We start from the raw sequence: 23,918 nt of genomic DNA on the forward strand, positions 1-23,918 counted from the left end.
CGAAGACGGCTCTGAGGTCTGACGATTTTCGTGGCGTGCGTCACTAATTTCGATGACGTGACTGTGATCGCGACCGAAAGCCTGAGCAAGCGGTTCCCCCGGGTGACCGCTCTTGACCGGCTCTCTGTGGACGTCGGGCCCGGTGTGACCGGCCTCGTCGGAGCCAACGGGGCCGGCAAGTCCACATTGATCAAGATCCTTCTGGGTCTGTCGCCCGCCACGGAGGGCCGAGCCGAGGTGCTCGGCCTCGACGTCGCGAGCAAGGGCGCCGACATCCGCGAGCGGGTCGGCTACATGCCGGAGCACGACTGCCTGCCGCCCGACGTCTCGGCCACCGAGTTCGTCGTGCACATGGCCCGCATGTCCGGCCTGCCGCCCACCGCCGCGCGGGAACGCACCGCGGACACCCTGCGACATGTCGGCCTGTACGAGGAGCGCTACCGCCCCATCGGCGGCTACTCCACCGGCATGAAGCAGCGCGTGAAACTCGCCCAGGCCCTCGTCCACGACCCGCAGCTGGTCTTCCTGGACGAACCGACCAACGGCCTGGACCCGGTCGGCCGCGACGAGATGCTGGGCCTGATCCGCCGTATCCACACCGACTTCGGCATCTCGGTCCTGGTCACCTCCCACCTGCTCGGCGAACTGGAGCGCACCTGCGACCACGTCGTGGTCGTCGACGGCGGCAAGCTCCTGCGCTCCAGCTCCACCACCGACTTCACCCAGACCACGACCACCCTCGCGATCGAGGTCACCGACACCGACGACCACCCGGACGGCACCCGCGCGGTCCGCGAAGCGCTCCACGCGCGCGGGGTGGACGTTCTGGACGGCAACAGCGGCCTGCCGGGCGCGGGCCACGTCCTGCTGCTGACCGCGCAGGGCGAGGACACCTACGACGTCGTCCGGGACGTGGTCGCCGACCTCGGCCTCGGCCTGGTGCGCATGGAACAGCGCAGGCACCACATCTCCGAGGTCTTCACGGACGGCGACGCCACCAACGACCAGCAGCGGAAGGAGGCCGTCGGCCATGGCAGTTGAGCACCCGGTCACCGCCCCCTCGGGTGACCAGACCCGCATCCACAACATCGGCTACCGCAGTTACGACGGTCCCCGGCTGGGCCGCGCCTACGCCACCCGCTCCCTCTACTCGCAGTCCCTGCGCGGCGCCTACGGCCTCGGCCGCTCGGTGAAGTCCAAGGTGCTGCCGATGCTGCTCTTCGTGGTGATGTGCGTACCCGCGGCCATCATGGTCGCCGTCGCGGTCGCCACGAAGGCCGACGAACTTCCGGTGGACTACACGCGGTACGCGATCATCATGCAGGCCGTCATCAGCCTGTACGTCGCCTCGCAGGCGCCCCAGTCCGTCTCGCGCGACCTCCGCTTCAAGACCGTGCCGCTGTACTTCTCGCGGCCCATCGAGACCGCTGACTACGTACGCGCGAAGTTCGCGGCACTCGCCTCGGCGCTCTTCGTCCTGACCGCCGCCCCGCTGCTGGTGCTGTACGTCGGCGCGCTGCTGGCCAAGCTGGACTTCGCGGACCAGACCAAGGGATTCGCTCAAGGACTCGTCTCCGTGGCCCTGCTCTCGTTGCTCTTCGCCGGCCTCGGCCTGGTCATCGCCTCGGTGACCCCGCGGCGCGGCTTCGGCATCGCCGCCGTCATCGCCGTCCTGACCATCTCCTACGGCGCCGTCTCCACGCTCCAGGCCATCGCCGACGCGCAGAACAGCACCGGGTCCATCCCCTGGATCGGCCTCTTCTCGCCGGTCACCCTCATCGACGGAGTGCAGTCCGCGTTCCTGGGCGCCACCTCCGCCTTCCCGGGCGGGATCGGCCCCTCCAACGGGGAGGGCGTCGTCTACGTCCTCGTCGTCCTCGGCCTCATCGCCGCGAGCTACGGCCTCCTGATGCGCCGCTACCGAAGGGTCGGACTGTGACCACGCTCAGCATCGACCACGTCTCCCGCTGGTTCGGCAACGTGGTCGCCGTCAACGACATCACCATGACCATCGGCCCCGGCGTCACCGGTCTGCTCGGCCCCAACGGCGCCGGAAAGTCCACCCTCATCAACATGATGGGCGGCTTCCTGGCCCCCTCCACCGGCACGGTCACCCTCGACGGCCGCCCGGTCTGGCGCAACGAGGAGATCTACCGGCACATCGGCATCGTCCCCGAGCGCGAGGCGATGTACGACTTCCTCACCGGCCGCGAATTCGTCGTCGCCAACGCCGAGTTGCACGGCCTGGGTGCCAAGGCCGCACAGAAGGCACTGGCCACGGTCGAGATGGAGTACGCGCAGGACCGCAAGATCTCCACGTACTCCAAGGGCATGCGCCAGCGCGTCAAGATGGCGTCCGCCCTGGTCCACGACCCGTCGTTGCTGCTGCTCGACGAGCCCTTCAACGGCATGGACCCGCGTCAGCGCATGCAGCTCATGGACCTGCTGCGGCGCATGGGCGACGAGGGCCGCACCGTGCTGTTCTCCTCGCACATCCTCGAAGAGGTCGAGCAACTCGCCTGGCACATCGAGGTCGTCGTCGCGGGCCGGCACGCGGCCAGCGGCGACTTCCGCAGGATCCGCCGTCTGATGACCGACCGCCCGCACCGCTACCTGGTGCGTTCCAGCGACGACCGCGCACTCGCGGCCGCGCTGATCGCCGACCCGTCGACGTCCGGCATCGAAGTCGATCTCGCCGAGGGCGCGTTGCGTATCCAGGCCGTCGACTTCGGCCGCTTCACCGCGCTGCTGCCGAGGGTCGCCAGGGACCACGGCATCCGGCTGCTGACGGTCTCGCCGTCCGACGAGTCCCTCGAGTCCGTGTTCTCTTACCTGGTCGCGGCGTAGGAGGCCCTGATGTACGACCCCACAGTCGCCCGGCTCACATACCGGGCTCTGCTCGGCCGTCGCCGGGCCCTCATCCTGGGCGCCCTGCCCCTGCTGTTGATCGCCATCTCCGTGGTGGTGCGCGGCCTCGCCGGCGCCGACGACCAGACGGCGTCCGACCTGCTCGGCGGGCTCGCGCTCGCCACGATGGTGCCGATCATCGGCGTCATCGCGGGCACGGGCGCGATCGGCCCGGAGATCGACGACGGCTCCGTGGTGTACCTGCTGTCCAAGCCGCTGAAGCGGCCGACGATCATCTTCACCAAGCTGATCGTCGCGGTCGCGGTGACGATGGTGTTCTCGGCGCTGCCCACGCTCATCGCCGGCTTCATCCTCAACGGCAACGGCCAGCAGATCGCCGTCGCCTACACGGTGGCCGCGCTGGTCTCCTCCATCGCCTACGCGGCGGTCTTCCTGCTGCTGGGCACGGTGTCCCGGCACGCGGTCGTCTTCGGTCTCGTCTACGCCCTCGTCTGGGAGGCCCTGTTCGGCTCCCTGGTACCGGGTGCGCGCACGCTCAGCGTCCAGCAGTGGTCGCTGGCCGTCGCCCACAAGGTGGCGGGCGGTGAACTCGTCACCTCGGACGTCGGACTGACCACGGCGACGGTACTGCTGGTCGTGGTGACCGTGCTGGCCACCTGGTACGCGGGACAGAAGCTGCGGGCGCTGACGCTCGCCGGCGAGGAGTGACCGGACGTGCCGGGGTGCGGGGCGACCGTTCTTGACGGCGGCTTCACCCGCGCCCCGGCACACTGGGCGGAACGGACGTGGCGGGGAGGGCGGGATGGCGGACGACGATCCGGAGAGCGGCGGTCGCGAGCGGTCCGAGGGCGAGGTGTGGAACGACCTCGTACTGGACGAGAACTTCATACGGGCCGCCGACACGTCCGAACCGTCCGCCCGGGCCCGGATGCTGGCCGCACGCTGGCGGTCGGAGGAGCCCGAGCCGCAGCCCTGGCGCTCCGACGAACCGCCCGCGGGCTGGTTCTTCAGCAAGGCACGCCGACGCAGGTGGCGCCGCCGGTAGCCGGCTCTCGATCCCGGTACTCGCACGGGTGTTTTATTCGGTGGCGCCCAACTCGTCCTCCGGGCACAGTGGTTGTACCCGCAGGGCCGGAAGGGATCCGGTGCCACAGACTGGGAGGAGCTCGACGATGTCCATGCACGACAGTCCGTCGAGTTCCCTTCAGGGCAGCCAGGTGCGGGTTCCGGAGTAGTTAGCCCTCCGTCGAACCCGTTCCGTACAGGGGAGCTGCCCGGGGCGGCCGCTTCGAGCACGCGATTGTCGCTCTCGCGTGGGCCGCCCACCCGGAGGATTGGCCGAGAGGCAAGGCACCGGCTTGCTAAGCCGTGGTCGGGGGCAACCCCGCGCACGTTCGATCCGTGCATCCTCCGCGAGGCGTTGTCACTGGGACTGGGCGGGAGTTGTGCGGGGCGCGCGGCTTGGCGCCGGCGCGTGGCACCCGGGTGGGTTCGTGCGTGTGCGCGCGTGCATGCGTGGGGGTGCGTGCTGGTGCTGGAAGGAATGCGGGTGCGGGTGTGTCGTGGCTGGTCGCGCAGTTCCCCGCGCCCCTGATCGCCTACGGCGATCGTCGGGTTCCGGCGATGCCGGCGTTCCCGAGCGTCGTCCGTGGTCCCCTGTCTCCTGATCGCCTACGGCGATCGTCGGGCTCAAGCGGTGCCGGCGTCCTTCCGTGCCCGCGGTCCCTTTGCTCTTGATCGCCTGCGGCGACCGGAGCGTCCCCGCGTTACCTGCGCCTGCGGTCCCCGCGTTCCCCTGCCCCTGGTCGCCTGCGGCGGCCGGCGCGTCTCGGCGTTGAGCTGCGCCTGCGGTACCAGCGGATTCCCGGCCCTGATCGTCCACGGCGGTCGGTGAGCCCGGGGGGTGCCCGCGTGTTTGTGTGGGCCGCCAACCCGTGCGGTATCGGTCGCGGGATGTCTACGCGGGCAGCATGGCTTCCAGGGTTACGGCGATGCCGTCGTCGTCGTTGGAGGTGGTCACCTCGTCCGCCACGGCCTTCAGTTCCTCGTGGGCGTTGGCCATGGCCACGCTGTGGGACGCCCAGGCGAACATCGGGATGTCGTTGGGCATGTCGCCGAAAGCGATCGTGTCGGCGGCCTTCAGGCCGAGGCGACGGGCCGCCAGGGAGAGGCCCGTGGCCTTGGAGAGGCCCAGGGGGAGCAGCTCGACGATGCCCGCGCCGGCCATCGCGACCGTGACGAAGCCGCCCGCGGCCTGCCGGGCCGCCGCGGCCAGCGCGTCGTCCGACAGCTCGGGATGCTGTATGTAGATCTTGCTCAGCGGGGCGGACCAGAGGTCGGACGCGTCCGTGAACGGCGTCGACGGCAGGGCCCCGGTGACCGCGTAACCGGGGCCGACCAGCACGTCCCCGTCCAGGCCGTCACGGCTGGCCGCCAGGTACAGCGGGCCGACCTCCGCCTCGATCTTGGCCAGCGCCACACCGGCCAGCTGCCGGTCCAGGGTCACCGAGGTCAGCAGGCGGTGCGCGCCGGCGTCGTAGACCTGGGCGCCCTGGCCGCAGACCGCGAGACCGTCGTAACCGAGGTCGTCGAGGATGTGCCGGGTCCACGGGACCCCGCGGCCCGTCACCACGATGTGCGCGGCGCCCGCCGCGGTGGCCGCGGCGAGGGCGTCACGGGTGCGCTGCGAGATCGAGTCGTCGGAGCGCAGCAGCGTCCCGTCGAGGTCGGTCGCGACCAGGCGGTAGGGGAACGCGGCGGTCACTTGGCCACCGGCTCCAGGATCTCCCGGCCGCCGAGGTACGGGCGCAGCACCTCGGGCACGTACACGGAACCGTCGGCCTGCTGGTGGTTCTCCAGGATCGCGACGATCGTCCGCGGGACGGCGCACAGCGTGCCGTTGAGCGTGGCCAGCGGGCGGACCTGCTTGCCCTCGCGGACGCGGATCGACAGCCGGCGGGACTGGAACTCGGTGCAGTCCGAGGTCGAGGTCAGCTCGCGGTACTTGCCCTGCGTCGGGATCCACGCCTCGCAGTCGAACTTGCGGGCGGCCGAGGAGCCGAGGTCACCGGAGGCGACGTCGATGACCCGGAACGGCAGCTCCAGCGAGGACAGCCACTGCTTCTCCCAGGCCAGCAGACGCTGGTGCTCGGCCTGCGAGTCCTCGGGCGTGACGTACGAGAACATCTCGACCTTGTCGAACTGGTGGACGCGGAAGATGCCCTTGGTGTCCTTGCCGTGCGAACCGGCCTCGCGGCGGAAGCAGGGCGAGAAGCCCGCGTAGCGCAGCGGCAGGCGGTCCGCGTCGATGATCTCGTCCATGTGGTACGCGGCGAGGGGGACCTCGGAGGTGCCGACCAGGTAGAGGTCGTCCTTTTCGAGGTGGTAGACGTCCTGGGCGGCCTGCCCGAGGAAGCCGGTGCCCGCCATGGACTGGGGGCGGACCAGCGCGGGGGTGAGCATCGGCGTGAAGCCGGCGGCCGTGGCCTGCGCGATCGCCGCGTTGACCAGGGCCAGCTCGAGCAGGGCGCCGACGCCGGTGAGGAAGTAGAAGCGGGAGCCGGAGACCTTGGCGCCGCGCTCGACGTCGATCGCGCCGAGGATCTGGCCGAGCTCCAGGTGGTCCTTGGGCTCGAAGCCCTCGGCGCCGAAGTCGCGGATCGTGCCGTGCGTCTCGAGGGTGACGAAGTCCTCCTCGCCGCCCACGGGCACGTCGGGGTGCACGAGGTTGCCGAGGCGCTGCAGGAGCTCCTGGGTCTCGGCGACGGCCGCGTCCCGCTCGGCGTCGGCGGCCTTGACGTCGGCGGCGAGCTGGCTCGCCTTCTTCAGCAGCTCGGCCTTCTCGTCCGCGGAGGCCTTGGGGATGAGCTTGCCGAGTGACCGCTGCTCGGCGCGCAGCTCGTCGAAGCGGACGCCGGACGACCTGCGTCGCTCGTCGGCGGACAGGAGGGAGTCGACGAGCGCGACGTCCTCTCCACGGGCGCGCTGGGAAGCGCGCGCACGGTCGGGGTCCTCACGGAGCAGGCGAAGGTCAATCACGCGGCCAAGGCTACCCGTGCGGGGTTGCGGCTCACGACACCATTCCGCGCGGTGCGCGGCCCGTTCCGAATCATGGCTTACGTTCCGTTATGAGTGAATTGCCCAACGTGTCAATAAAAAGTGTCTCACTCCCTGGGACGGGGCATGTGGCGGGCGTCTCGTTGACTCGATTCCCTTGCGGGAGAGGGGACTTGGGGAAGGCGTTGTCCACAGGCGTCCGCGCTCCCGAAACGGTTATCCACAGGGTGTGCGAAAGATCTGTGGACATTGGAATGGATCATTCCGATACCGCCGTGCGAGGTGGGCAATTCCTTGCCCAAACCCGGCTCCAGCCCACTTTCGGGTGGATATGGATCGCCCCAAGGGATTGATCGAAGGAAACAGGTGGACGAAGGGTGACTCGGCAGGTGGGGGTCGCGGTGGGGTGCTGTAGGGCGATTTGTCGACTGGATGGCACTTCGTTGTCGACTTGTCCCCAGGTCGAGAAGCGGTCCTGTGGATAACTTCTGTGGATAACGAAGATGTGCAGATAGGACCGGCCGGAACGGCTACTGGAACCGGCCGTCCTGGCAGCGCGCCACCCAATCCGCCGCCGCCACGAACTCCCCGTCCGAGGTCCCGCGCAGCGGAGCCGCCACATCTGCCACGCTCACTTCCGCACGCGGGTACGAGCCCAGGAAGCGCACCTCACGGCAGATCCGCTTCAGCCCCATGAGGGCTTCGGCCATCCGGCGGTCGGAGATGTGCCCCTCGGCGTCGATGCAGAAGCAGTAGTTGCCGATACCGGCGCCGGTGGGACGGGACTGGAGCAGCATGAGGTTGACGCCCCGGGTGGCGAACTCGCCCAGCAGGTCGCGCAGGCCACCGGGGTGGTCGTCGCGCTGCCACAGGACGACGGACGTCTTGTCCGCGCCGGTCGGTGCCGCGGGCCGGGCGGGCCTGCCCACCAGCACGAACCGGGTCTGGGCGTTCTCGGCGTCGTGGATCTCGGTCTCCAGGGCGGTCAACCCGTACCGGGCGGCCGCGAACTCGCCCGCGAAGGCGGCGTCGTAACGGCCCTCCTGGACCAGCCGGGCCGCGTCCGCGTTCGAGGCGGCCGACTCCCAGGCGGCCTCCGGCAGGTTCGCCTTCAGCCAGTTGCGCACCTGCGGCTGCGCGGCCGGATGCGCGGAGACCGTCTTGATGTCCGTGAGCTGGGTGCCGGGCCGGACCAGCAGGGCGAAGGTGATCGACAGCAGCACCTCGCGGTAGATCATCAGCGGTGTGCCCGCGACCAGCTCGTCCAGGGTCGTGGTGATCCCGCCCTCGACGGAGTTCTCGATGGGCACGAAGGCGGCCTCGGCCTCGCCGGTGCGCACCGCGTCCAGCGCGGACTGCACCGACACGTACGGGATCAGCTGCCGGGTGGCCGCCTCCGGAAGCGTGCGCAGGGCGACCTCCGTGAAGGTGCCCTCGGGGCCGAGATACGCATAGCTCGCTGGCATGACCTCACCCTAATGGCCCTTGCCGAAGCAGGTGTACGTGTCTCAGGACAGCCCCACGCAGGAATGAATCCGCCCGAGGAGGCGTAACTTCCCGCTCCCGGACTCCTGACTCCCGGCTTCCGGGCGCCCCAGCTTCCGGGCTCCGGCTCCCGGACCCGAGGCCCCGGACCCGAGGCCCCGGACCCGGGGTCCCCGGACCTCATGCCTCCAGCAGGCGCTGCCCCACGTACTCGCCCTTCGCCGCCCCGCCCGGTACCGCGAACAGGCCGCTCGACTCGTGGCGGATGTACTGCGACAGGGCGTCGCCGCGGTCCAGCTTGCGCTGCACGGTGACGAAGCCGCGCAGCGGGTCCGCCTGCCAGCAGACGAACAGCAGGCCCGCGTCCGGAGTGCCGTCCGGGTCGATGCCGTCGTGGTAGGAGAAGGGCCGCCGCAGCATGGCCGCTCCGCCGTTCTGGTCGGGGCGGGTGATACGGGCGTGCGCGTTGATGGGGACGACCAGATCGCCGTTCGCGTCGGTCTTCTCCAGGTCCATCGCGGTCGTCTCGGTGCCGCCGGACAGCGCGGCCCCGTCGGACTTGCGGCGCCCGATGACCTGCTCCTGAGCCTTGACCGACAGCTTCTCCCAGTCGTCGAGGAGCATGCGGATACGGCGTACGACGGCGTAGGAGCCGTCGGCCATCCAGGCGGGGTCCTTGGTGCTGCCCGACGGGACGAAGATGCGCTGGTCGAAGTCCGAGTCGGCCGGCTTGGGATTGCGGGTGCCGTCCATCTGCCCCATCAGGTTGCGGGCCGTCATGGGGTGGGCGGTGGCGCCCGGCGTCCGGTTGAAGCCGTTCATCTGCCAACGGACCTTGGCGGCTTTGCCCGCATCCTTCTGGATCGCGCGCAGGGCGTGAAAGGCGACCAGGGCGTCGTCCGCGCCGATCTGCACCCAGAGGTCGCCGTTGCTGCGTGTCTTGTCGAGGTGGTCGGAGGAGAAGTCGGGGAGCGGGTCCAGGGCGACCGGGCGCTGCTTCTCCAGGCCGGTGCGGGTGAAGAAGCTGTTGCCGAAACCGAAGGTGACCGTCAGCGAGGAGGGTCCCGCGTCCCGCGCCACGTCGGTGTCGTCGGTGGCGGCGGCCTCGCCCGCCATCAGCCGCCGGGCCGTCTCCGACCAGCGACGCAGCAGCGCGGCGGCCTCTTTCCGGCCCGCGCCGGCCGCGAGGTCGAAGGCGACGAGATGGCCGCGGGCCTGGAGGCCCTGGGTGATGCCCGGCTGATGTTTCACGTGGAACATCGCCTCGCCGGCGCCGATCGAGGACAGCGGTGTCGCCTGCGAGGGCGCGGCCGCGTAGCCGACGGCGCCGCCGGCCGCGCCGAGCGCGAGCCCGGTGGCACCGGCGGTGCCGAGCAGCCTGCGCCGCGTCAGCCCCTCGGGGGAGGAGGTTTCCGAAAGGACGCCCTCTGCCGCATCCACGGGTGGGCGGGCCTCGGGGAGGGACTGCGGAATGGACTGGTCGGGCATGGTGCGGTTCAGCCGATCTGCGCGTTCTTGGAGACGGTCACCTGGTCGATGTCGGAGGTCCGCACGGTCACGGAGATCTCCCACTCGCCGGCCATGGGGATCTGCACCCCGTTGGCCGACCAGTGGCCGGTGGTGATGTGGTCGGGGACGACCGGCAGCGGGCCGATGTCCTTGGCCTCGAGGGTGAAGGCGACCTTGACCTCGGGCACGTCGAAGGCACGGCCGTTGGGCCGGGTCACATAGACGTGCATTTCGTTGGCGCCGGTGCGCGCGGGGTCGAGGTCGACGCTGACCACGCCCTTGCCGTCCGTGCCGCCGGTGTCGAACGACATGTCCAGCGTCAGGGCACCCGACGCGGAGTCCCCCGCGGAGGACGAGGACGAGGACGAGGCCCGGTTGGCCGCGGCGGCGTCCTGTTCCGTACGGCCGGGTTCGGTCGACGTCAGGACGGTGGTCACGGCGAGCACCACGACGGCGACGCCGGCCTCGGCGAGCACCGAGCGGCGCAGGCCGAAGCGGTGGGTGTCGGAGTCCCGCAGCCGCTTCTGCCGGGTGGCGTCGACGGCGGCCTGCTGCCGGGCCAGCTGCGCGGCCCGCTTGGCGCTTCCGGAGCCGGACTTGGCGTCGCCGGAGGTCTGCTCGGCGGTGTCGGTGGTCCCGGTCGACGCCGTGACGCGCTCCTTCTCGGGTGCGGGCTTCCGTACCGCTTCCTCGGTCGTCGTGTCCGCCAGCCGTGCCGTCCACCGCCGCGAGATCCACGCGACGCCGACGAGCAGCGCCACGAGCCCGATCTTGAGGAGCAGGAGCCGGCCGTAACGGGTGTCGGTGAAGGCGGACCAGGAGCCGAGCTGGCGCCAGGACTGGTAGGTGCCGGTGGCGACCACGACGAGGACGCTGCCGAAGGCCAGCCGGGAGAAGCGCCGCGCCGCGGGGGCTTCGACGGGCCGGTCGGCGGGCCCCCGGTACAGGGCGACCAGGAGGGCGGTGAGTCCGCCGAGCCAGGTCGCGACCGCCAGCAGGTGCAGCACGTCGACCGGCATGGCGATGCCCGGCTGCAGTCCGGTCGAGGCGTGCTCGGCCATGGCCCAGCTGGCCGCGAGTCCGGCGGCAACGACGGTTCCGCCGATGGCGAGCCCGAAGGTCAGGTCCCGCTTCTCCTCGCCTTCGCGCTTGTCGTAAGCGCCGAAGAGCACGGCGATGAACAGCGCGGCCGCGGCGAGGAGCAGCAGTCGCGACACCAGGGCCGCGCCCGTCTTGGTCTGCAGGACCTCCCCGAGGAGGTCGAGGTCGAAGACGTCGCCGACCTTGCCGGAGCTGGTGTAGGAGCCGCGCAGGAGAAGCAGGAACAGGGTGGCCGCGGTCATCGCGACCCAGCCGGTGACGACGAGCCGCTGCACGACCCGTACTCCGGTGCCGCGTTGCCAGCAGGCGAGCACGAAGGCGGCCCCGCCGGTCATCACGATGAACCCGGCGTACGACGCGTACCGGCCGAAGCCGTAGAGCCAGCCGACGACGCCTCCGCCGGCCTCCTGGTCGGAGACCGAGACGCTGGTCTCGGAGGGGGAGCCGATGGAGAAGGTGTAGGCGCCGGCGACGGGATGGCTGTCGGCGGACACCACCTGGTAGGTCACCGTGTAGGTGCCGTCGGGCAGCCCCGAGTGCAGTGGCACGGCGTAGGTCGTACCGCTGACCTCGGACGGTTTGCCGGTGTCGACGCGGGTGCCCTTGGGGTCCAGGACGCGCAGCGAGTCGTCGTTCATCGAGACGGTCTCGGAGAAGGTCAGCGACACCTGCGTGGGCGCCTTGTCGACCACCACCCCCTGCGCGGGGTCGCTGCCGGTCAGCGCGGCGTGCGCGGATGCGGGCCCGGCGCCGGCCAGGAGCGCACCGGTGACCGCCAGGAACAGCAGCACGAGCATCCGGACGCGGGGGGCGATGGTCAGCGTCAAGGTGGTCCCTCCCTCAGTGGCCGGTCTTCGGGTTGTACGTGGCGGACTCCACCGGCATCTCGACCTCGACGGGGTCGGACGCGGCGAAGTGCAGCTCGACGGTCACCGTCCCGCCCTGCACCGGCTTGCTCTTCAGCTTCTCGAACATCAGATGGTTTCCGCCGCTCTTGAACACGAGTTGACCGTGCGCGGGCACGTCCAGCGACGTGACCTCCTCCATCGACGACCCGACGGTCTCGTGGAGGGTGACGCTTCCCGCCGCGGTGCTCGTGACGGAGGTCAGCTCGTCCTTCGTACCGCCCTTGTTGACGATGGTCAGGAAACCGGCGGCCATGGTGTCGGAGACGGGCTGCGGGATGTAGGCGGCCCGGACGGACAGTTCGGCCCGCCCGTCGGAGTCCGACCCGCACCCGGTGAGCAGCAGCACCGCCCCGGTGATCACGGCGGTGGGTACGGCGAGCAGCCGCATGGGCCCGGCGGGCGTCACACGCCTCACGGGTTCGCGCCCTTGAGGATCTTGGGGAGGTCCTTGGTGTAGTCGTCGACGTCGGCGCCCTCGCCGTACAGGAGGTATCCCCCGTCGGTCTTCGGGGAGAAGGCGACGACCTGGGTGCCGTGGGTGGAGACGATCTTGCCGTTCTTGTCCTTGTGCGGTGCCTCGACGGAGATGCCGAGGGTGCGGGCGGCGGCCTGGATCGTCGCGAACTTCCCGGTCAGGCCGACGACCTGCGGGTCGATGCCCTTGAGCCACTTGCCGAGCGCGGCCGGGGTGTCGCGGTCCGGGTCGGTGGTGACGAACACGACACGCAGCTCGTCCTGCTCGGCCGTGGTCAGCTGCTTCTTGGCGACGGCGATGTTGTTCATCGTCAGCGGGCAGACGTCCGGGCAGTTGGTGTAGCCGAAGTAGATCAGCGTCGGGTGGCCCGCGGTCTCCTTGCGGAGGTCGTAGCTCTTGCCCTGGGTGTCTGTGAGGACCAGGTCGGGCTTGGGGAAGGGCTGGTCGAGCACGGTCGCGGCCTGCTGCTTGCCGTTCTCGGAGACGACGGCGACGGGGCTGCTGCCGCTGTCGCCGCTGCCGCAGGCGGAGAGGGTGAGGGTGGCGGCGGCGAGCAGCGCGGCCACGGCGAACGTCTTCTTGCGCATAGAAAAATGTCCCAGATGTGTGAACTCGGGCGCGCACCGGGGGGTACGGGGCGGGATGTACGTACAGGGCGTACGGCCCGGTGCGCGCCGTCGAGGAGCAGGCGTCGGGCGACGGCGGCCGCCCGGCGCGGGGGTGGGGCTCAGGCCTCGGTCGTGGTCCGACGGCGGCCGGCGAGCACGCCGTACGCCACACCGGCGGCGCCGACGACGATGCCGACCACGCCGAGGACCCGGGCGGTCGTGTCACTGCTGTCGGAGTCGGAGGCCGCCTCGGTCGTCGAGGCGGCCGCCTTGGCGTCGTCGGAGGACTCGTCGGAGGCGTCCTCGGCGCTGGTGCCGTGGGAGTGCTCGTCCTCGGAGGCGGCGGCCAGGGCGAGCACGGGGGCCGGGTTCTCCGGCTCCTCCGCGCCGTCCTCCTGGACCTCGATCCAGCGCACGACCTCCTTGTTGGAGTACGTCTGGATCGCCTTGAAGACGAGCTCGTCGGCGTCCTCGGGGAGCGCGCCGACGGAGACCGGGAACTTCTGGAAGTAGCCGGCCTCGATGCCCTTGCCGGTTGCGGTCCAGGTGATCTTGGAGACGGCTTCGGAGATCTGCTTGCCGTGCAGCTCGATGGGCTTGGCGAGCTTCGACTTGGTGACCTCGATCTTCCAGCCGCTGATCGGCTCCGGCATCGCGGAGGCCAGCGGGTGGTCGGTCGGGAAGGTGACCTCGAGCTTGGTGGTCGAGGCGTTGTCCCGCTCGTTGGGAACCTTGAAGTCGACGACCGCGTAGCCGCCCTTGGCGGCGGTGCCCTCGGCGGCGACGCTGACGTGCGCGAAGGCGGGCGAGGACAGGACGAGAACGGCGGAACCGGCGACGGCAGCGGCGGCGGCGACGCGCGTGGCGATACGAGAGGCCTTCATGACAGCGAGCACTCCACTCTGAGTGAATCTGCGGGTGGGAGAGGCGTGAGCAGGGATGTGCGCACGCGCGCGTGCCGCACGACGGCGGCCGTTCCCCCCGGGTGTGGAGTGCTGGTCGTGTCGTGTCAGGCAGCGAGGACGAGAAGGGATACGTCCGGCGGGCCGCGCCTGATCACCGAGTGCTGGAGTGCGGCGGTTCGGGGTGCGGGCGCCGTCGTGAGCAGGGCGGTGCGCGGGACGCGCGGTCCCGCCCCGGGCACGGCGGGCAGCCCGGCGAGCAGGGCGCGCACCAGTGCGAGCGCCCCGCGCAGGGAGCGTACGAGCGCTCCCTCGGCGACGCCGTGGGCCGACAGGGCGAGCAGCCGCAGCAGGGCCGTGTCACCGCGTCGCAGCAGCCATCCGGCGGCGACGGCCGCGAGGACGTGGCCGAGGAGCATGGGCAGGGACGGCAGCAGGGACATCGACGTGCCGGCGGTGGTCAGGGCGTCCGCGGGATGATGCGCGGAGCCCATCCCGCTCATGCCGCTCATGTCCGTACCGTCCCCGGCGGTGTTGCCCGCGCCGCCCGTGTAGAGCCGCGCGTCGACGAGGATCCGCTGGGCCTGGGCGGGGCTGATCGCCGCCGCGGTGGCCCCGCACACCAGCCGGGCCGCCCGTTCGACGAGCGTGGCGTCGGACATGGCCGACGCCGTGGTGGAGGCGGAAGCGGTGACGGAGGCGGTGTGCTGGCCGAGTCCGAACAGCGTGTGCAGCACGGTCTGTCCGGCCGCGAGCACCACCGCTATGCCCGGCAGCGAGCGCTCGCGTCCGGCGAGCGGCACCACGACCGCCAGGGCGCCCAGGAATCCCGCGCTCAGCGTCCACAGCGGAACCGTGGCGCAGGAGGCCATGGTGTGCCCGGCCGCGGCCAGCACGACGCAGACCGCGGCGAACACCGCGGCCCGCAGCAGCCGTAGATCGCGACCTGAGCGCTCGCTGTGGGGGGCAGTCATGGCGGGGTCATCATCGCACTGGCCTCACCGCGGCCATACGGCAGGTCCACAAGATTCCGTACGATGCGGAAGATCACCTTCTGTTGTGACTGGTGCGACTGATGACCCTGAGTCCTACATACACCGATTTCAGGGCCGCGGGCATCCCCCATATGGGCGGCATCACGTTGAATTCGCGCTTACACAGGGCCTTGAGGGGCAATACGTATCGGTATGTCGAGCCGCGGCCTGGAGGCTGGAGCATGAGCATCTGGTGGTCACTCCATCTGCGGCGCGACGCCGCGAGCGTTCCGCTCGCCCGCCGCCTGCTGCTCGGCACCATGGAGACGGCGGGCGTCGATCCCGACGTCTGTTACGACCTCTCCGTGGCCCTGAGCGAGGCCTGCGCCAACGCCGTCGAGCACGGCGGGGGAGCCGCGCGCGGCGGCTGTTCGGAGGCCTACCGCGTCACCGCCTACCTCGACGGCGAGAAGTGCCGCATCGAAGTCGCCGACTCGGGGCCGGGTTTCGCCGGCGGGCACACCCCCCGCGTCGACCGCTCCGCGTACGGCGACACCTACGCCGAGCACGGCCGCGGCCTCTACCTCATCCAGGAACTCGCCGACCACGTCCACATCGGCAACAAGCCGGGGCGCAGCGGTGCGGTGGTGAGCTTCGACAAGATCCTCAAGTGGCGCAAGGACGCTCCCCTCATGGCCGTCTGACGTTTCGTCAGGCAGAGCGGCTGCCGATGTCGGCCGGTCAGGGCCGGTAGGAGCCCCCGGGGAGCGGGAGTTCAGCTTTCTCGGCACTCACAGGTCGCTCTCAGCTTTCCCCCATGCCGCTGACTGGTGGCGTTCCTACGTTCATGTTCATGACGGGAAACCACAAGGACTCCACCATCACGCGGCGCCGCGCCCTCGCGGTGACCGGCGGCACGGTCGCGGCCGGCGGACTCGCCGTCGCCGGGTACCAGTCGGCCTTCGCCGACACGGCCGCGGACGCCGAGGCGAGCGCGTCGGCGTCCGCCACCTCGACCTCCACGAGCAGCAGCTGTATGACGCTGATGACGAGCGTCACAGAAGGGCCCTACTACCTCGATGGTGCCTTGGTGCGCAAGGACATCACCGAGGGCAAGAGCGGTGTGCCGCTGACCCTGCGCCTCACCGTCGTCGACGCCACCGACGGCTGCACGCCGGTCTCCGGAGCCGCCGTCGAGATCTGGCACTGCGACGCCTGGGGCTACTACTCCGGCTACACGACCGCCAACCCCGGCGGTTCGGCCCCGGCGGAGAGCGAGGACGGCTCCACCGCCGACGACGACACCTACCTGCGTGGCTACCAGATCGCCAACGCCAACGGGGTCGTCAAGTTCGAGACGATCTTCCCGGGCTGGTACACCCCGCGCACCTGCCACATCCACCTCAAGGTGCACACGGGCGGGCAGAAGGAGGACGGCACCTACGAGGGCGGCAAGGTCAACTACACCGGCCAGCTCTTCTTCCCCGACGACACCGCCGAGGAGATCTTCACGCTGGAGCCCTACTCCAAGCACTCCGGCAGCTACACCACCCTCGACAACGACATGGTCTACGACGGCGGAGGCACCTCAAGCGGCCTGCTGACCCTGAAGGCCGTGCACAAGGCCGACCCCTCCGAGGGCTACAAGGGTTCCATCACCCTGGGTGTCGACCCCGACGCCGAGAACACCGGCGCGGGCGGCGGGGGCGGCGGTACGCCCCCCAGCGGCGCCCCGAGCGACGCTCCGACGGGCACCCCGCCGAGTGACGCCCCGTCGGCCTCCGCCTCCTCATAGGGTCGGGACATGACAAGCCGTGAGGACGAGGCGCTCGCGCAGGCCGCGGTGGCCGCGCTGACGGGACAACTGGCCCTGGCTCCCAAGCCGGGCCTGCCCGACCCACGTGACCTGGCCGCCCGCGTCACCCGCAAGGACCACTGCGGGCTGCGCTGGTCGGCCAAGGCGCTCGCACCCGGCCTCGCGGCGATGGCCGCGGCCGCCCGCCGCACCGGCGAACCCACGCCCCGGCTCCGCGCGGAGCTGGGCGCGATCGGGAGGTGCACCGAGCACTCGGTGGGCCTGGCCGGCGGCGGGCACCGGGGCGCGCTGTGGACGCTCGGCCTGCTGGTCGCGGCGGCCGCCCTCGACACCCGCGCGCGGGGCGTCGAGGTCGCCGCGACCGCCAAGCGGATCGCCGCCCACCCCGACCGGGCCGCTCCACGACGGCCCTCGCGGGGCGCGACGGTCTCGGCGAAGTACGGCGCGGCCGGCGCCCGCGGTGAGGCACGCGCCGGATTCCCGCACGTGAGGCGCGCCCTGGACGCGCTCGCCGCGGCCCGCTCGGCCGGCGCGGACGAGCCCGAGGCACGCCTCGACGCCCTGCTCACCGTCATGTCGACCCTCCAGGACACCGAACTCCTGCACACCGCGGGCCCGCTGGGGCTGCGTCATGTGCAGGCCGGTGCCCGCGGCATCCTGGAAGCGGGCGGCACGGCGACCCCGGCGGGCCGCGCGGCCCTGACCGACCTCGACACCGACCTCCACGCGCGCGCGTGGAGCCCACGCGGCAGCGCGGGCCTCCTGGCGGGCGCACTCTTCGTGGACTCCCTACCGGTCGCCGCACTGACCCGGGCGGCCTGAGCCGGACGTCGGCCACGGACGACGGCGACGGCGACGACGGCGGTCGACGGTGATGACGGCGGTCGACGGTGATGACGGCGGTCGACGGTGATGACGGCGGTCGACGGTGATGACGGCGGTCGACGGTGATGACGGCGGTCGACGGGTGACGCCCGACGACGGTGGCGGGGTCTTCGGGCCGCCTCCGCGGCGTGCTCGGAGCGGCCCGAGGGCGAACTCAGGGCGTGGCCCGGCGAGCTCAGGTCGTGCTGAGGCCGTGCGCCGCCGTCAGCACGCCGGGACCAACGCGGCCGAGGGCTCGGTCGCCCGGACGGCCGCGGCCCTCCGGGCCGCCGGGCCCATCGCGTAGGACGCCGCGACCATCGCCGCGCCCAGCAGCAGCCAGCCCGGTGTGCCCCACTCGACCAGCAGCCAGGTCAGGACCAGCGGACCGAGGGTGCGGGCCACCGTGACACCGGTCCCGAACAACCCCTGGTACTCGCCCACCCGGTCGGCCGGCGCCAGATCGAAGGAGAGCTGCCAGGAGCCCGCGGACTGGCCCATCTCCGCGACCACCTGAAGCACCGACCCCAGCACCAGCACGCCCGCCGCCACCCACGGCGAGGCACCCGCGGACAGGGCGAACACCGCGCACGCGGCACACATCACCCAGCCCGCCCGACGCACCGCGCGCGTGGCGCTCGCCAACCCCGTCACGCCACGCGCCGCCCGCACCTGGAACACCGTCACCACGGCGGTGTTGAGCACGAACAGCGCGGAGACGAGCCAGGCGGGCGCCCCGGTCCGCTCGGTGATCCACAGCGGCAGCACCAGACTGAGCAGCGGCATCCGGAGCAGCAGCACGGTGTTCAGGAGCGCCACCAGGGCGTACGGCCGGTCCCGCAGCACACCCAGGCCGCTCCCGCGCGGCCGGACCTTCCCGGGAGCCACCCGGGGCAGCCGGGCGAGCAGCGACGCGCACACCAGGAAGCTCACCGCGTCGACCACGAACACCCCGAGGTACGCCTCCCGTGTCCCGGCGTTCAGCGCGAGTCCGCCGAGCCCGGCGCCCACCGCCAGGCCCGCGTTCAGGGTCGCCTGGAGCCGCGCGAGCAGTCCCGTCCGCTCCCCGGCGGGCACCAGCCCGGCCAGCAGGGCCTGCCGGGCCGCCGCGAGCCCCGACTGCGCGGCCGCGTACCCGCACGCCACGAGCACGAACGGCACGAACCCGCGCACGAGGGTGAAGGACGCCACCGCCAGCCCGGTCGCGAGGGCCAGCAGCACCGCCGTCCCGCGCGCCCCGCGCCGGTCGGCCAGTCGCCCCAGCGGCACCCCGGCCACCGAGCCGACCGCCCACCCGAGGGTGAGCCCGAGCCCCACGCGCGCGGGGGCGAGACCGATCACCTGGGTGAAGTACAGGGCCGACGTCGTGTAGTACGCGCCGTCCCCGACCGAGTTGCTCAACTGGGCGAGCGCGAGCAGCCGCCGTGGGCGAGTCTTCGACATACCGATGACGCTAGAGCCGTAGTGGGCCGCTCGACAGCACCAATCACGGGCCGTGAAACCGGCCCAATCATGGCTCGATCATGATCCGCTCACGGTCCGCTCGCGGTCCGGTCCCGCTCGGGTCCCGCTCCGGTCAGTCCCGGCCCAGGACCTTCGTCAGCACGTCCAGGGCCTCCGGATACAGCCGCTCCCGGGGCGTGCCGTACCCCACGACCAACCCCTGCGGGCGCCCCGGGCCGGGAGTGTGCCAGTGCTCGCCCAGACGGCCCACCGCGAGGCTCGCCGCCTCCGCCCGCGCGAGTACCTCCGCCTCGTCGCCGACCTCCACCAGCGCGTGCAGCCCGGCCGCGATGCCGCGCACGCCCCGGCCCGCGCCCACCCGTTCCAGGAGCAGGTCCCTGCGGCGGCGGTAGCGCAGCCGGCACGCGCGTACGTGCCGGTCGTAGGCGTGGCTGTGGATCAGCTCGGTCAGCGCGAGCTGCCCGATGGACTCGGTGTGGTGGTCGCTGTGCAGCTTGGCGTCGGCGACCGCGTCCACCAGCTGCGGCGGCAACACCATCCAGCCGAGCCGCAGCGCGGGCCCGAGCGTCTTGGAGGCGGTGCCCAGATAGACCACCTGCCCCGGCGCCATCCCCTGGAGCGCGCCGACCGGCTGCCGGTCGTAGCGGAACTCCCCGTCGTAGTCGTCCTCGACGATCAGCCCGTCACGCGCGCGTGCCCACTCCGTGAGCGCCCGCCGCCGCCCCGGGTGCAGCGTCACACCGGTCGGGTACTGGTGCGCGGGCGTGACGACCACGGCCCCGGCGTCGCCCAGTTCCCCGACGCGCACCCCGCGCTCGTCCACCGGTACCGGCGTCACGGTTCCGCCGTTGCGTCGTACGACCTCGCGGTGGAAGGGCAGCCCGGGGTCCTCCATCGCGATCCCGGCGCCGCCCAGCACGCGCGTGAGGAGCGCGAGGCCCTGCACGTACCCGGAGGTGATCACGATCCGCTCAGGCGGCGCGATGACGCCCCGTGCCCGCCCCAGATAGCCCGAGAGCGCGGTGCGCAGTTCGATGCGGCCCCGCGGGTCGCCGTAGTCGTACGCCGGCGAGGGCGCCGTCGCGATGGCCCTGCGCAGCGCGCGCAGCCAGGCCGCGGCCGGGAACGCCCCGACGTCCGGGCTCCCGGGCCGCAGGTCGAAACGCGGCTCACGCGCGCGTGCCGCGGCGCCCGGCGGTTCGCCGGCGTCGGACGGCAGGGCCGCGACGCGGGTGCCCGAGCCCTGTCGCGCCGTCAGATAGCCCTCGGCGACCAGCTGGTCGTAGGCGGCCTTCACCGTGTTGCGCGAGATGCCGGTCTCGGCCGCGAGCCGCCGGGTGGCAGGCAGCCGGCTGCCGGGCGCCAGCCGCCCCTCCCGCACGGCGTCCCGCAGCGCCCGTTCCAGCCCGGCCCGCCGCCCTTCGGCGGCATCCGGTTCCAGGTGCAGGTCGACGCCGACACCGGACCAGAAGTCGTTCACGCAGTCCCCCTAGACAGAAGTCGTCCTGGACAGGTGAATGGCCGGGTACCCACCAGTACCCGGCCATCGATCAGCTGAGGTGTCAGCCCTTCAGCGAAGCCATCCAGGCCTCGACCTCGTCGGAACGGCGCGGCAGACCGTCCGACAGGTTCCGGTTGCCGTCCTCCGTGACGAGGATGTCGTCCTCGATCCGGACGCCGATCCCCCGGTACTCCTCGGGCACCGTCAGGTCGTCGGCCTGGAAGTACAGACCGGGCTCGACCGTCAGCACCATGCCGGGCTCCAGCGTCCCGTCGACGTACGACTCCACGCGCGCGGCGGCGCAGTCGTGGACGTCCATGCCGAGCATGTGACCGGTGCCGTGCAGCGTCCAGCGGCGCTGGAGGCCGAGCTCCAGGACGCGCTCGACCGGGCCCTCGACCAGGCCCCACTCGACGAGCCGTTCGGTCAGCACGCGCTGCGCGGCGTCGTGGAAGTCGCGGTACTTGCCGCCCGGCGTGACGGCCTCGATACCGGCCTCCTGGGCGTCGTACACGGCGTCGTAGATCTTCTTCTGGATCTCGCTGTAGCGGCCGTCGACCGGCAGCGTGCGCGTGACGTCGGCGGTGTAGTACGTGTGGGTCTCGACGCCCGCGTCGAGCAGCAGCAGGTCGCCGGAGCGGACCGGGCCGTCGTTGCGCACCCAGTGCAGCGTGCAGGCGTGCGGACCGGCGGCGGCGATGGTGCCGTAGCCGATGTCGTTGCCCTCCACGCGGGCGCGCAGGAAGAACGTGCCCTCGATGTAGCGCTCGCTCGTGGCCTCGGCCTTGTCCAGGACCTTCACGACGTCCTCGAAGCCGCGGACCGTCGAGTCGACGGCCTTCTGGAGCTCGCCGATCTCGAAGTCGTCCTTGACGAGGCGGGCCTCGGAGAGGAAGACGCGCAGTTCGTCGTCGCGCTCGGCGGTGACCTTGTCGGTCAGGGCCGCCTCGATGCCCGCGTCGTGGCCGCGCACGACCCGCACCGGGCCGGTGGCCTCGCGCAGCTCGTCCGCCAGCTCGCGCACGTCGGAGGCCGGGATGCCGTACAGCCGCTCCGCCTCGGTGAGCGAGTGCCTGCGGCCGACCCACAACTCGCCCTGGCCGGACAGCCAGAACTCGCCGTTCTCGCGGTCGGAGCGCGGCAGCAGGTAGATGGTGGCCTTGTGGCCGTCGGCGACGGGCTCCAGTACGAGGACGCCGTCCTCCGTCTGGTTGCCGGTGAGGTACGCGTACTCGACGGAGGCGCGGAAGGCGTACTCCGTGTCGTTCGAGCGGGTCTTCAGGTTGCCCGCGGGGATCACCAGGCGCTCGCCCGGGAAACGCGCGGAGAGCGCGGCACGGCGGGCGGCGGTCTCGGCGGCCTGGGCGATCGGCTCCAGGTCACGCAGTTCCGTGTCGGCCCAGCCGGACTTCATGCTCTCGGCCAGCTCGTCGGAGACGCCTGGGTACAGGCCGTTCTTCCGCTGCTTGATGGGCTCCTCGGACTCAGTCTCCGGGCCCGCTGCGGTAGCAGCATCATCCGGCACAGCCGGGGTGAGCTCGTCGGCCACGGTCATCCTCCTTGATACGGCACTGGACCCCCTCCATCGTACGGACGTACGTAAGGGGGTCCAGGGTCGAAGGTCCTGTTGCCGGGCCGGCCGCCCGATGTCGCCTCCGGGCTACTCGAAGCGCGCCGCCAGCAGCACCACGTCCTCGTCGCTGTCCCGCTCGGCCGCGCCGTCCGGCAGGAGGGTGCTCAGCACGTGGTCGGCGATCGCGCCCGGGTCGTGCCGCAGCGGTCTCGGAACCCCCGCGGCGGCCGCGTGCAGCCGGGCGAAGGCACGGTCGACGGGCTCGCCGGTGCGGTGCAGCAGGCCGTCCGTGTAGAGCAGAACCGTCTCGCCCGGCTCGGCCTCCATTTCGACGCTCGGCGCCTCCCAGCAGGCCAGCATGCCCAGCGGGGCGGAGACGGAGGTCTCGACGAACTCCGTGCGCCGCTCGCCGACCAGCAGCGGCGGGCAGTGCCCGGCGCCGGCCAGAGTGATCTTGCGCAGGGCGGGTTCGCAGTAGGCGAACAGGGCGGTGGCTGACCGGGCGGGCTCGGTCAGCCGCAGCAGCAGCTCCAGGTCGGACAGGACGGCGACCGGGTCCTCGCCCTCCATCACGGCGTACGCCCGCAAGGAGGCGCGCAGTCGGCCCATCGCGGCGACCGCGCTCGGTCCGGACCCGGTGACGGACCCGACGGCGAGACCGAGCGCGGCGTCCGGCAGCGGCAGCGCGTCGTACCAGTCGCCGCCCCCGCGCGGGCCGGTGTGATGCCGGGCGGCGAGCTGGACGCCGGGCACGCGCGGCAGCCGGGAGGGCAGCAGCTCCTCGGCCATCGTCTTCATGCACGTGCGGGTGCGTTCGAGCTCCAGGAGCCGCGCCAGGTGCTCGGCGGCGTACCGGACGTACAGGCCGATCAGGTGACGCTGACGCTCGTCCGGCTCGGCGGGCTCGTCGTAGAGCCATACGGCCGCGCCCAGACGGCCGGGAGCGCCGTCCGTCTCCAGGGGCAGTGCGTAGCTGGCGGCGTAGCCGAGGCGGGCGGCCACCTCGCGGTGGCGGGGGTCCATGCCGTCCTCGGCGAACAGGTCGGGCTCGGCGATCTCCCCCTCGCCGCCGGGCAGCCCCTCGAGGATGCGGCCGTAGGACAGGGCGCTGCGCGGCACGGTCTCGATGTGGCCGAGATCGGCGCGGCCGAGGCCCAGTCCGATCATGGTGTCCGGCCCGAGCCCGTCGGCGGGCTCCAGGACGACGAGACCGCGCCGGGCGCCCACGAGGGCGGCTCCGGCGTGCAGCACCTCCTGGAGGGCCTCCTGCAACGCACCCGTGCGGGCCAGGCGTTCGGTGAGTTCGTGGAGGGTGGTCAGATCGGAGACCCAGCCGGCGAGCCGGTCGGTCAGGAGGGCGCCCGGGCCGGTGGAGCCGGGTGCGCCGGTGGGGGCGGCAGGGACCGTCGGGGCGCCCGGGGTGGCGGGCGCGGGCGCGACAGTGTGTGCGGGCGAGGGAACCGTTGAATCGATTCCAGCCACTTTCGGAGGGTGAGGGGCGTTCATGGCGTCCGGCTCTCGGACCGGAGCGTATTGCTCAAAAGCATCGCAAACCCCCATGTCATTCTGCGCCGCTAGCGGTGTCTCCACATGTACACGCACTCGTGAGGGGATGTCCAGCATTGTCCTGCTGGGCTTGCTGGTGTCCGTGGGCTCTTTGGGAGAATCGGGCACAGTTCTTCCGGCTCCCTTGCGGAATTGTAAAGTTGGCTTAAAAATGCCTCGGGTAACGGGTGATTGCGGTCGACTGGGCTTGCTCCACGGAGCGTCACAGCGGTCGTGATGGGTACGTACTCGGTAAGGGCCAGGTGTCG

21 protein-coding genes and 1 tRNA gene are annotated in these 23,918 nt (G+C 71.6%); 9 read left to right on the top strand and 13 right to left on the bottom strand.

Translation table 11 applies throughout. From position 1 onward, the window contains the following. Positions 1-63: 63 nt before the first annotated feature. The 6 genes from OHU34_RS21775 (at position 64) to OHU34_RS21800 (ending at position 4,281) form a co-directional block, all read left to right on the top strand. Positions 64-1,041 (top strand): ABC transporter ATP-binding protein, encoded by a 978-nt coding sequence (locus OHU34_RS21775; protein WP_142267943.1) that lies wholly within the window; start codon positions 64-66, stop codon positions 1,039-1,041. After that, positions 1,031-1,939: an ABC transporter permease gene (locus OHU34_RS21780; RefSeq protein ID WP_405767910.1), complete on the top strand. Its 909-nt coding sequence runs from the start codon at positions 1,031-1,033 to the stop codon at positions 1,937-1,939. The genes OHU34_RS21775 and OHU34_RS21780 overlap by 11 nt, the downstream gene beginning before the upstream one ends. After that, entirely contained in the window at positions 1,936-2,847 is a 912-nt protein-coding gene (locus OHU34_RS21785) for an ABC transporter ATP-binding protein (RefSeq protein ID WP_054242166.1), read from the top strand. Before OHU34_RS21780 ends, OHU34_RS21785 begins: the two co-directional genes overlap by 4 nt. Positions 2,848-2,856: 9 nt before the next feature. Continuing rightward, positions 2,857-3,576, top strand: a complete 720-nt coding sequence (locus tag OHU34_RS21790) for an ABC transporter permease (RefSeq protein ID WP_142265111.1) — start codon at positions 2,857-2,859, stop codon at positions 3,574-3,576. A 94-nt stretch (positions 3,577-3,670) separates the two neighbouring features. After that, positions 3,671-3,913 (top strand): hypothetical protein, encoded by a 243-nt coding sequence (locus OHU34_RS21795; protein ID WP_142265110.1) that lies wholly within the window; start codon positions 3,671-3,673, stop codon positions 3,911-3,913. A 283-nt stretch (positions 3,914-4,196) separates the two neighbouring features. Then, a tRNA-Ser gene (locus OHU34_RS21800) sits at positions 4,197-4,281 on the top strand. A 544-nt stretch (positions 4,282-4,825) separates the two neighbouring features. Here the strand turns inward: OHU34_RS21800 and OHU34_RS21805 are convergent. The 9 genes from OHU34_RS21805 to OHU34_RS21845 form a co-directional block, all read right to left on the bottom strand. Next, positions 4,826-5,632, bottom strand: coding sequence for an HAD family hydrolase (locus OHU34_RS21805; RefSeq protein ID WP_142265109.1), 807 nt, complete (start codon positions 5,630-5,632; stop codon positions 4,826-4,828). Next, on the bottom strand, positions 5,629-6,906 hold the full coding sequence (serS, locus tag OHU34_RS21810; RefSeq protein ID WP_142265108.1) for a serine--tRNA ligase: 1,278 nt from the start codon (positions 6,904-6,906) through the stop codon (positions 5,629-5,631). Before serS ends, OHU34_RS21805 begins: the two co-directional genes overlap by 4 nt. 548 nt (positions 6,907-7,454) lie before the next feature. Then, positions 7,455-8,390 (bottom strand): prephenate dehydratase, encoded by a 936-nt coding sequence (pheA, locus tag OHU34_RS21815; protein ID WP_020132770.1) that lies wholly within the window; start codon positions 8,388-8,390, stop codon positions 7,455-7,457. Positions 8,391-8,589: 199 nt separating this feature from the next. After that, positions 8,590-9,897, bottom strand: coding sequence for an iron uptake transporter deferrochelatase/peroxidase subunit (gene efeB, locus OHU34_RS21820; protein ID WP_142265107.1), 1,308 nt, complete (start codon positions 9,895-9,897; stop codon positions 8,590-8,592). Between the two features lie 8 nt (positions 9,898-9,905). Continuing rightward, complete coding sequence (locus tag OHU34_RS21825; RefSeq protein ID WP_405767913.1) at positions 9,906-11,846, bottom strand: copper resistance CopC/CopD family protein; 1,941 nt, start codon at positions 11,844-11,846, stop codon at positions 9,906-9,908. 13 nt (positions 11,847-11,859) lie between these two features. Then, positions 11,860-12,315 (bottom strand): copper chaperone PCu(A)C, encoded by a 456-nt coding sequence (locus OHU34_RS21830; RefSeq protein WP_028807322.1) that lies wholly within the window; start codon positions 12,313-12,315, stop codon positions 11,860-11,862. A gap of 23 nt (positions 12,316-12,338) precedes the next feature. After that, positions 12,339-12,989, bottom strand: a complete 651-nt coding sequence (locus OHU34_RS21835; protein ID WP_405767915.1) for an SCO family protein — start codon at positions 12,987-12,989, stop codon at positions 12,339-12,341. A gap of 140 nt (positions 12,990-13,129) precedes the next feature. Next, a complete protein-coding gene (locus tag OHU34_RS21840) occupies positions 13,130-13,894 on the bottom strand; it encodes a YcnI family protein (RefSeq protein WP_230195255.1) in 765 nt (254 codons plus the stop codon). A 125-nt stretch (positions 13,895-14,019) separates the two neighbouring features. Beyond that, positions 14,020-14,886: a hypothetical protein gene (locus tag OHU34_RS21845; protein WP_405767918.1), complete on the bottom strand. Its 867-nt coding sequence runs from the start codon at positions 14,884-14,886 to the stop codon at positions 14,020-14,022. 242 nt (positions 14,887-15,128) lie between these two features. On the opposite strand from OHU34_RS21845, the gene OHU34_RS21850 reads away from it, so the two are divergent. The 3 genes from OHU34_RS21850 to OHU34_RS21860 all read left to right on the top strand — a co-directional run bounded on the left by OHU34_RS21850 (position 15,129) and on the right by OHU34_RS21860 (position 17,524). Continuing rightward, a complete protein-coding gene (locus OHU34_RS21850; protein WP_142265102.1) occupies positions 15,129-15,590 on the top strand; it encodes an ATP-binding protein in 462 nt (153 codons plus the stop codon). Between the two features lie 143 nt (positions 15,591-15,733). Beyond that, positions 15,734-16,681 (top strand): intradiol ring-cleavage dioxygenase, encoded by a 948-nt coding sequence (locus OHU34_RS21855; RefSeq protein ID WP_405767919.1) that lies wholly within the window; start codon positions 15,734-15,736, stop codon positions 16,679-16,681. A gap of 9 nt (positions 16,682-16,690) precedes the next feature. Continuing rightward, positions 16,691-17,524, top strand: a complete 834-nt coding sequence (locus tag OHU34_RS21860; protein ID WP_054242178.1) for a triphosphoribosyl-dephospho-CoA synthase — start codon at positions 16,691-16,693, stop codon at positions 17,522-17,524. 267 nt (positions 17,525-17,791) lie between these two features. On the opposite strand, the gene OHU34_RS21865 is transcribed toward OHU34_RS21860, so the two are convergent. From OHU34_RS21865 to OHU34_RS21880, 4 genes are all read right to left on the bottom strand, one after another. Then, on the bottom strand, positions 17,792-19,009 hold the full coding sequence (locus OHU34_RS21865; protein ID WP_142265101.1) for an MFS transporter: 1,218 nt from the start codon (positions 19,007-19,009) through the stop codon (positions 17,792-17,794). Positions 19,010-19,142: 133 nt separating this feature from the next. Further along, a complete protein-coding gene (locus OHU34_RS21870; RefSeq protein WP_405767922.1) occupies positions 19,143-20,510 on the bottom strand; it encodes a PLP-dependent aminotransferase family protein in 1,368 nt (455 codons plus the stop codon). 82 nt (positions 20,511-20,592) lie between these two features. Beyond that, positions 20,593-22,086 (bottom strand): aminopeptidase P family protein, encoded by a 1,494-nt coding sequence (locus tag OHU34_RS21875; protein WP_405767924.1) that lies wholly within the window; start codon positions 22,084-22,086, stop codon positions 20,593-20,595. A gap of 105 nt (positions 22,087-22,191) precedes the next feature. Further along, positions 22,192-23,727 (bottom strand): PP2C family protein-serine/threonine phosphatase, encoded by a 1,536-nt coding sequence (locus OHU34_RS21880; protein WP_142267940.1) that lies wholly within the window; start codon positions 23,725-23,727, stop codon positions 22,192-22,194. Positions 23,728-23,918 lie beyond the last annotated feature (191 nt).

The organism is Streptomyces sp. NBC_00080 (assembly GCF_045041255.1).
Classification (GTDB): Bacteria; Actinomycetota; Actinomycetes; order Streptomycetales; family Streptomycetaceae; genus Streptomyces; species Streptomyces coriariae.

Bases quoted from the DNA above. Each gene is read 5' to 3' on its own strand.
- OHU34_RS21795 (WP_142265110.1), top strand. From the start codon at position 3,671: ATGGCGGACGACGATCCGGAGAGCGGCGGTCGCGAGCGGTCCGAGGGC.
- OHU34_RS21790 (WP_142265111.1), top strand. From the start codon at position 2,857: ATGTACGACCCCACAGTCGCCCGGCTCACATACCGGGCTCTGCTCGGC.
- OHU34_RS21855 (WP_405767919.1), top strand. From the start codon at position 15,734: ATGTTCATGACGGGAAACCACAAGGACTCCACCATCACGCGGCGCCGC.
- OHU34_RS21780 (WP_405767910.1), top strand. From the start codon at position 1,031: ATGGCAGTTGAGCACCCGGTCACCGCCCCCTCGGGTGACCAGACCCGC.
- OHU34_RS21850 (WP_142265102.1), top strand. From the start codon at position 15,129: ATGAGCATCTGGTGGTCACTCCATCTGCGGCGCGACGCCGCGAGCGTT.
- OHU34_RS21835 (WP_405767915.1), bottom strand. From the start codon at position 12,989: ATGCGCAAGAAGACGTTCGCCGTGGCCGCGCTGCTCGCCGCCGCCACC.
- OHU34_RS21865 (WP_142265101.1), bottom strand. From the start codon at position 19,009: ATGTCGAAGACTCGCCCACGGCGGCTGCTCGCGCTCGCCCAGTTGAGC.
- OHU34_RS21860 (WP_054242178.1), top strand. From the start codon at position 16,691: ATGACAAGCCGTGAGGACGAGGCGCTCGCGCAGGCCGCGGTGGCCGCG.
- OHU34_RS21840 (WP_230195255.1), bottom strand. From the start codon at position 13,894: ATGAAGGCCTCTCGTATCGCCACGCGCGTCGCCGCCGCCGCTGCCGTC.
- OHU34_RS21875 (WP_405767924.1), bottom strand. From the start codon at position 22,086: ATGACCGTGGCCGACGAGCTCACCCCGGCTGTGCCGGATGATGCTGCT.
- efeB (WP_142265107.1), bottom strand. From the start codon at position 9,897: ATGCCCGACCAGTCCATTCCGCAGTCCCTCCCCGAGGCCCGCCCACCC.
- OHU34_RS21880 (WP_142267940.1), bottom strand. From the start codon at position 23,727: ATGCTGGACATCCCCTCACGAGTGCGTGTACATGTGGAGACACCGCTA.
- pheA (WP_020132770.1), bottom strand. From the start codon at position 8,390: ATGCCAGCGAGCTATGCGTATCTCGGCCCCGAGGGCACCTTCACGGAG.
- OHU34_RS21845 (WP_405767918.1), bottom strand. From the start codon at position 14,886: ATGACTGCCCCCCACAGCGAGCGCTCAGGTCGCGATCTACGGCTGCTG.
- OHU34_RS21830 (WP_028807322.1), bottom strand. From the start codon at position 12,315: ATGCGGCTGCTCGCCGTACCCACCGCCGTGATCACCGGGGCGGTGCTG.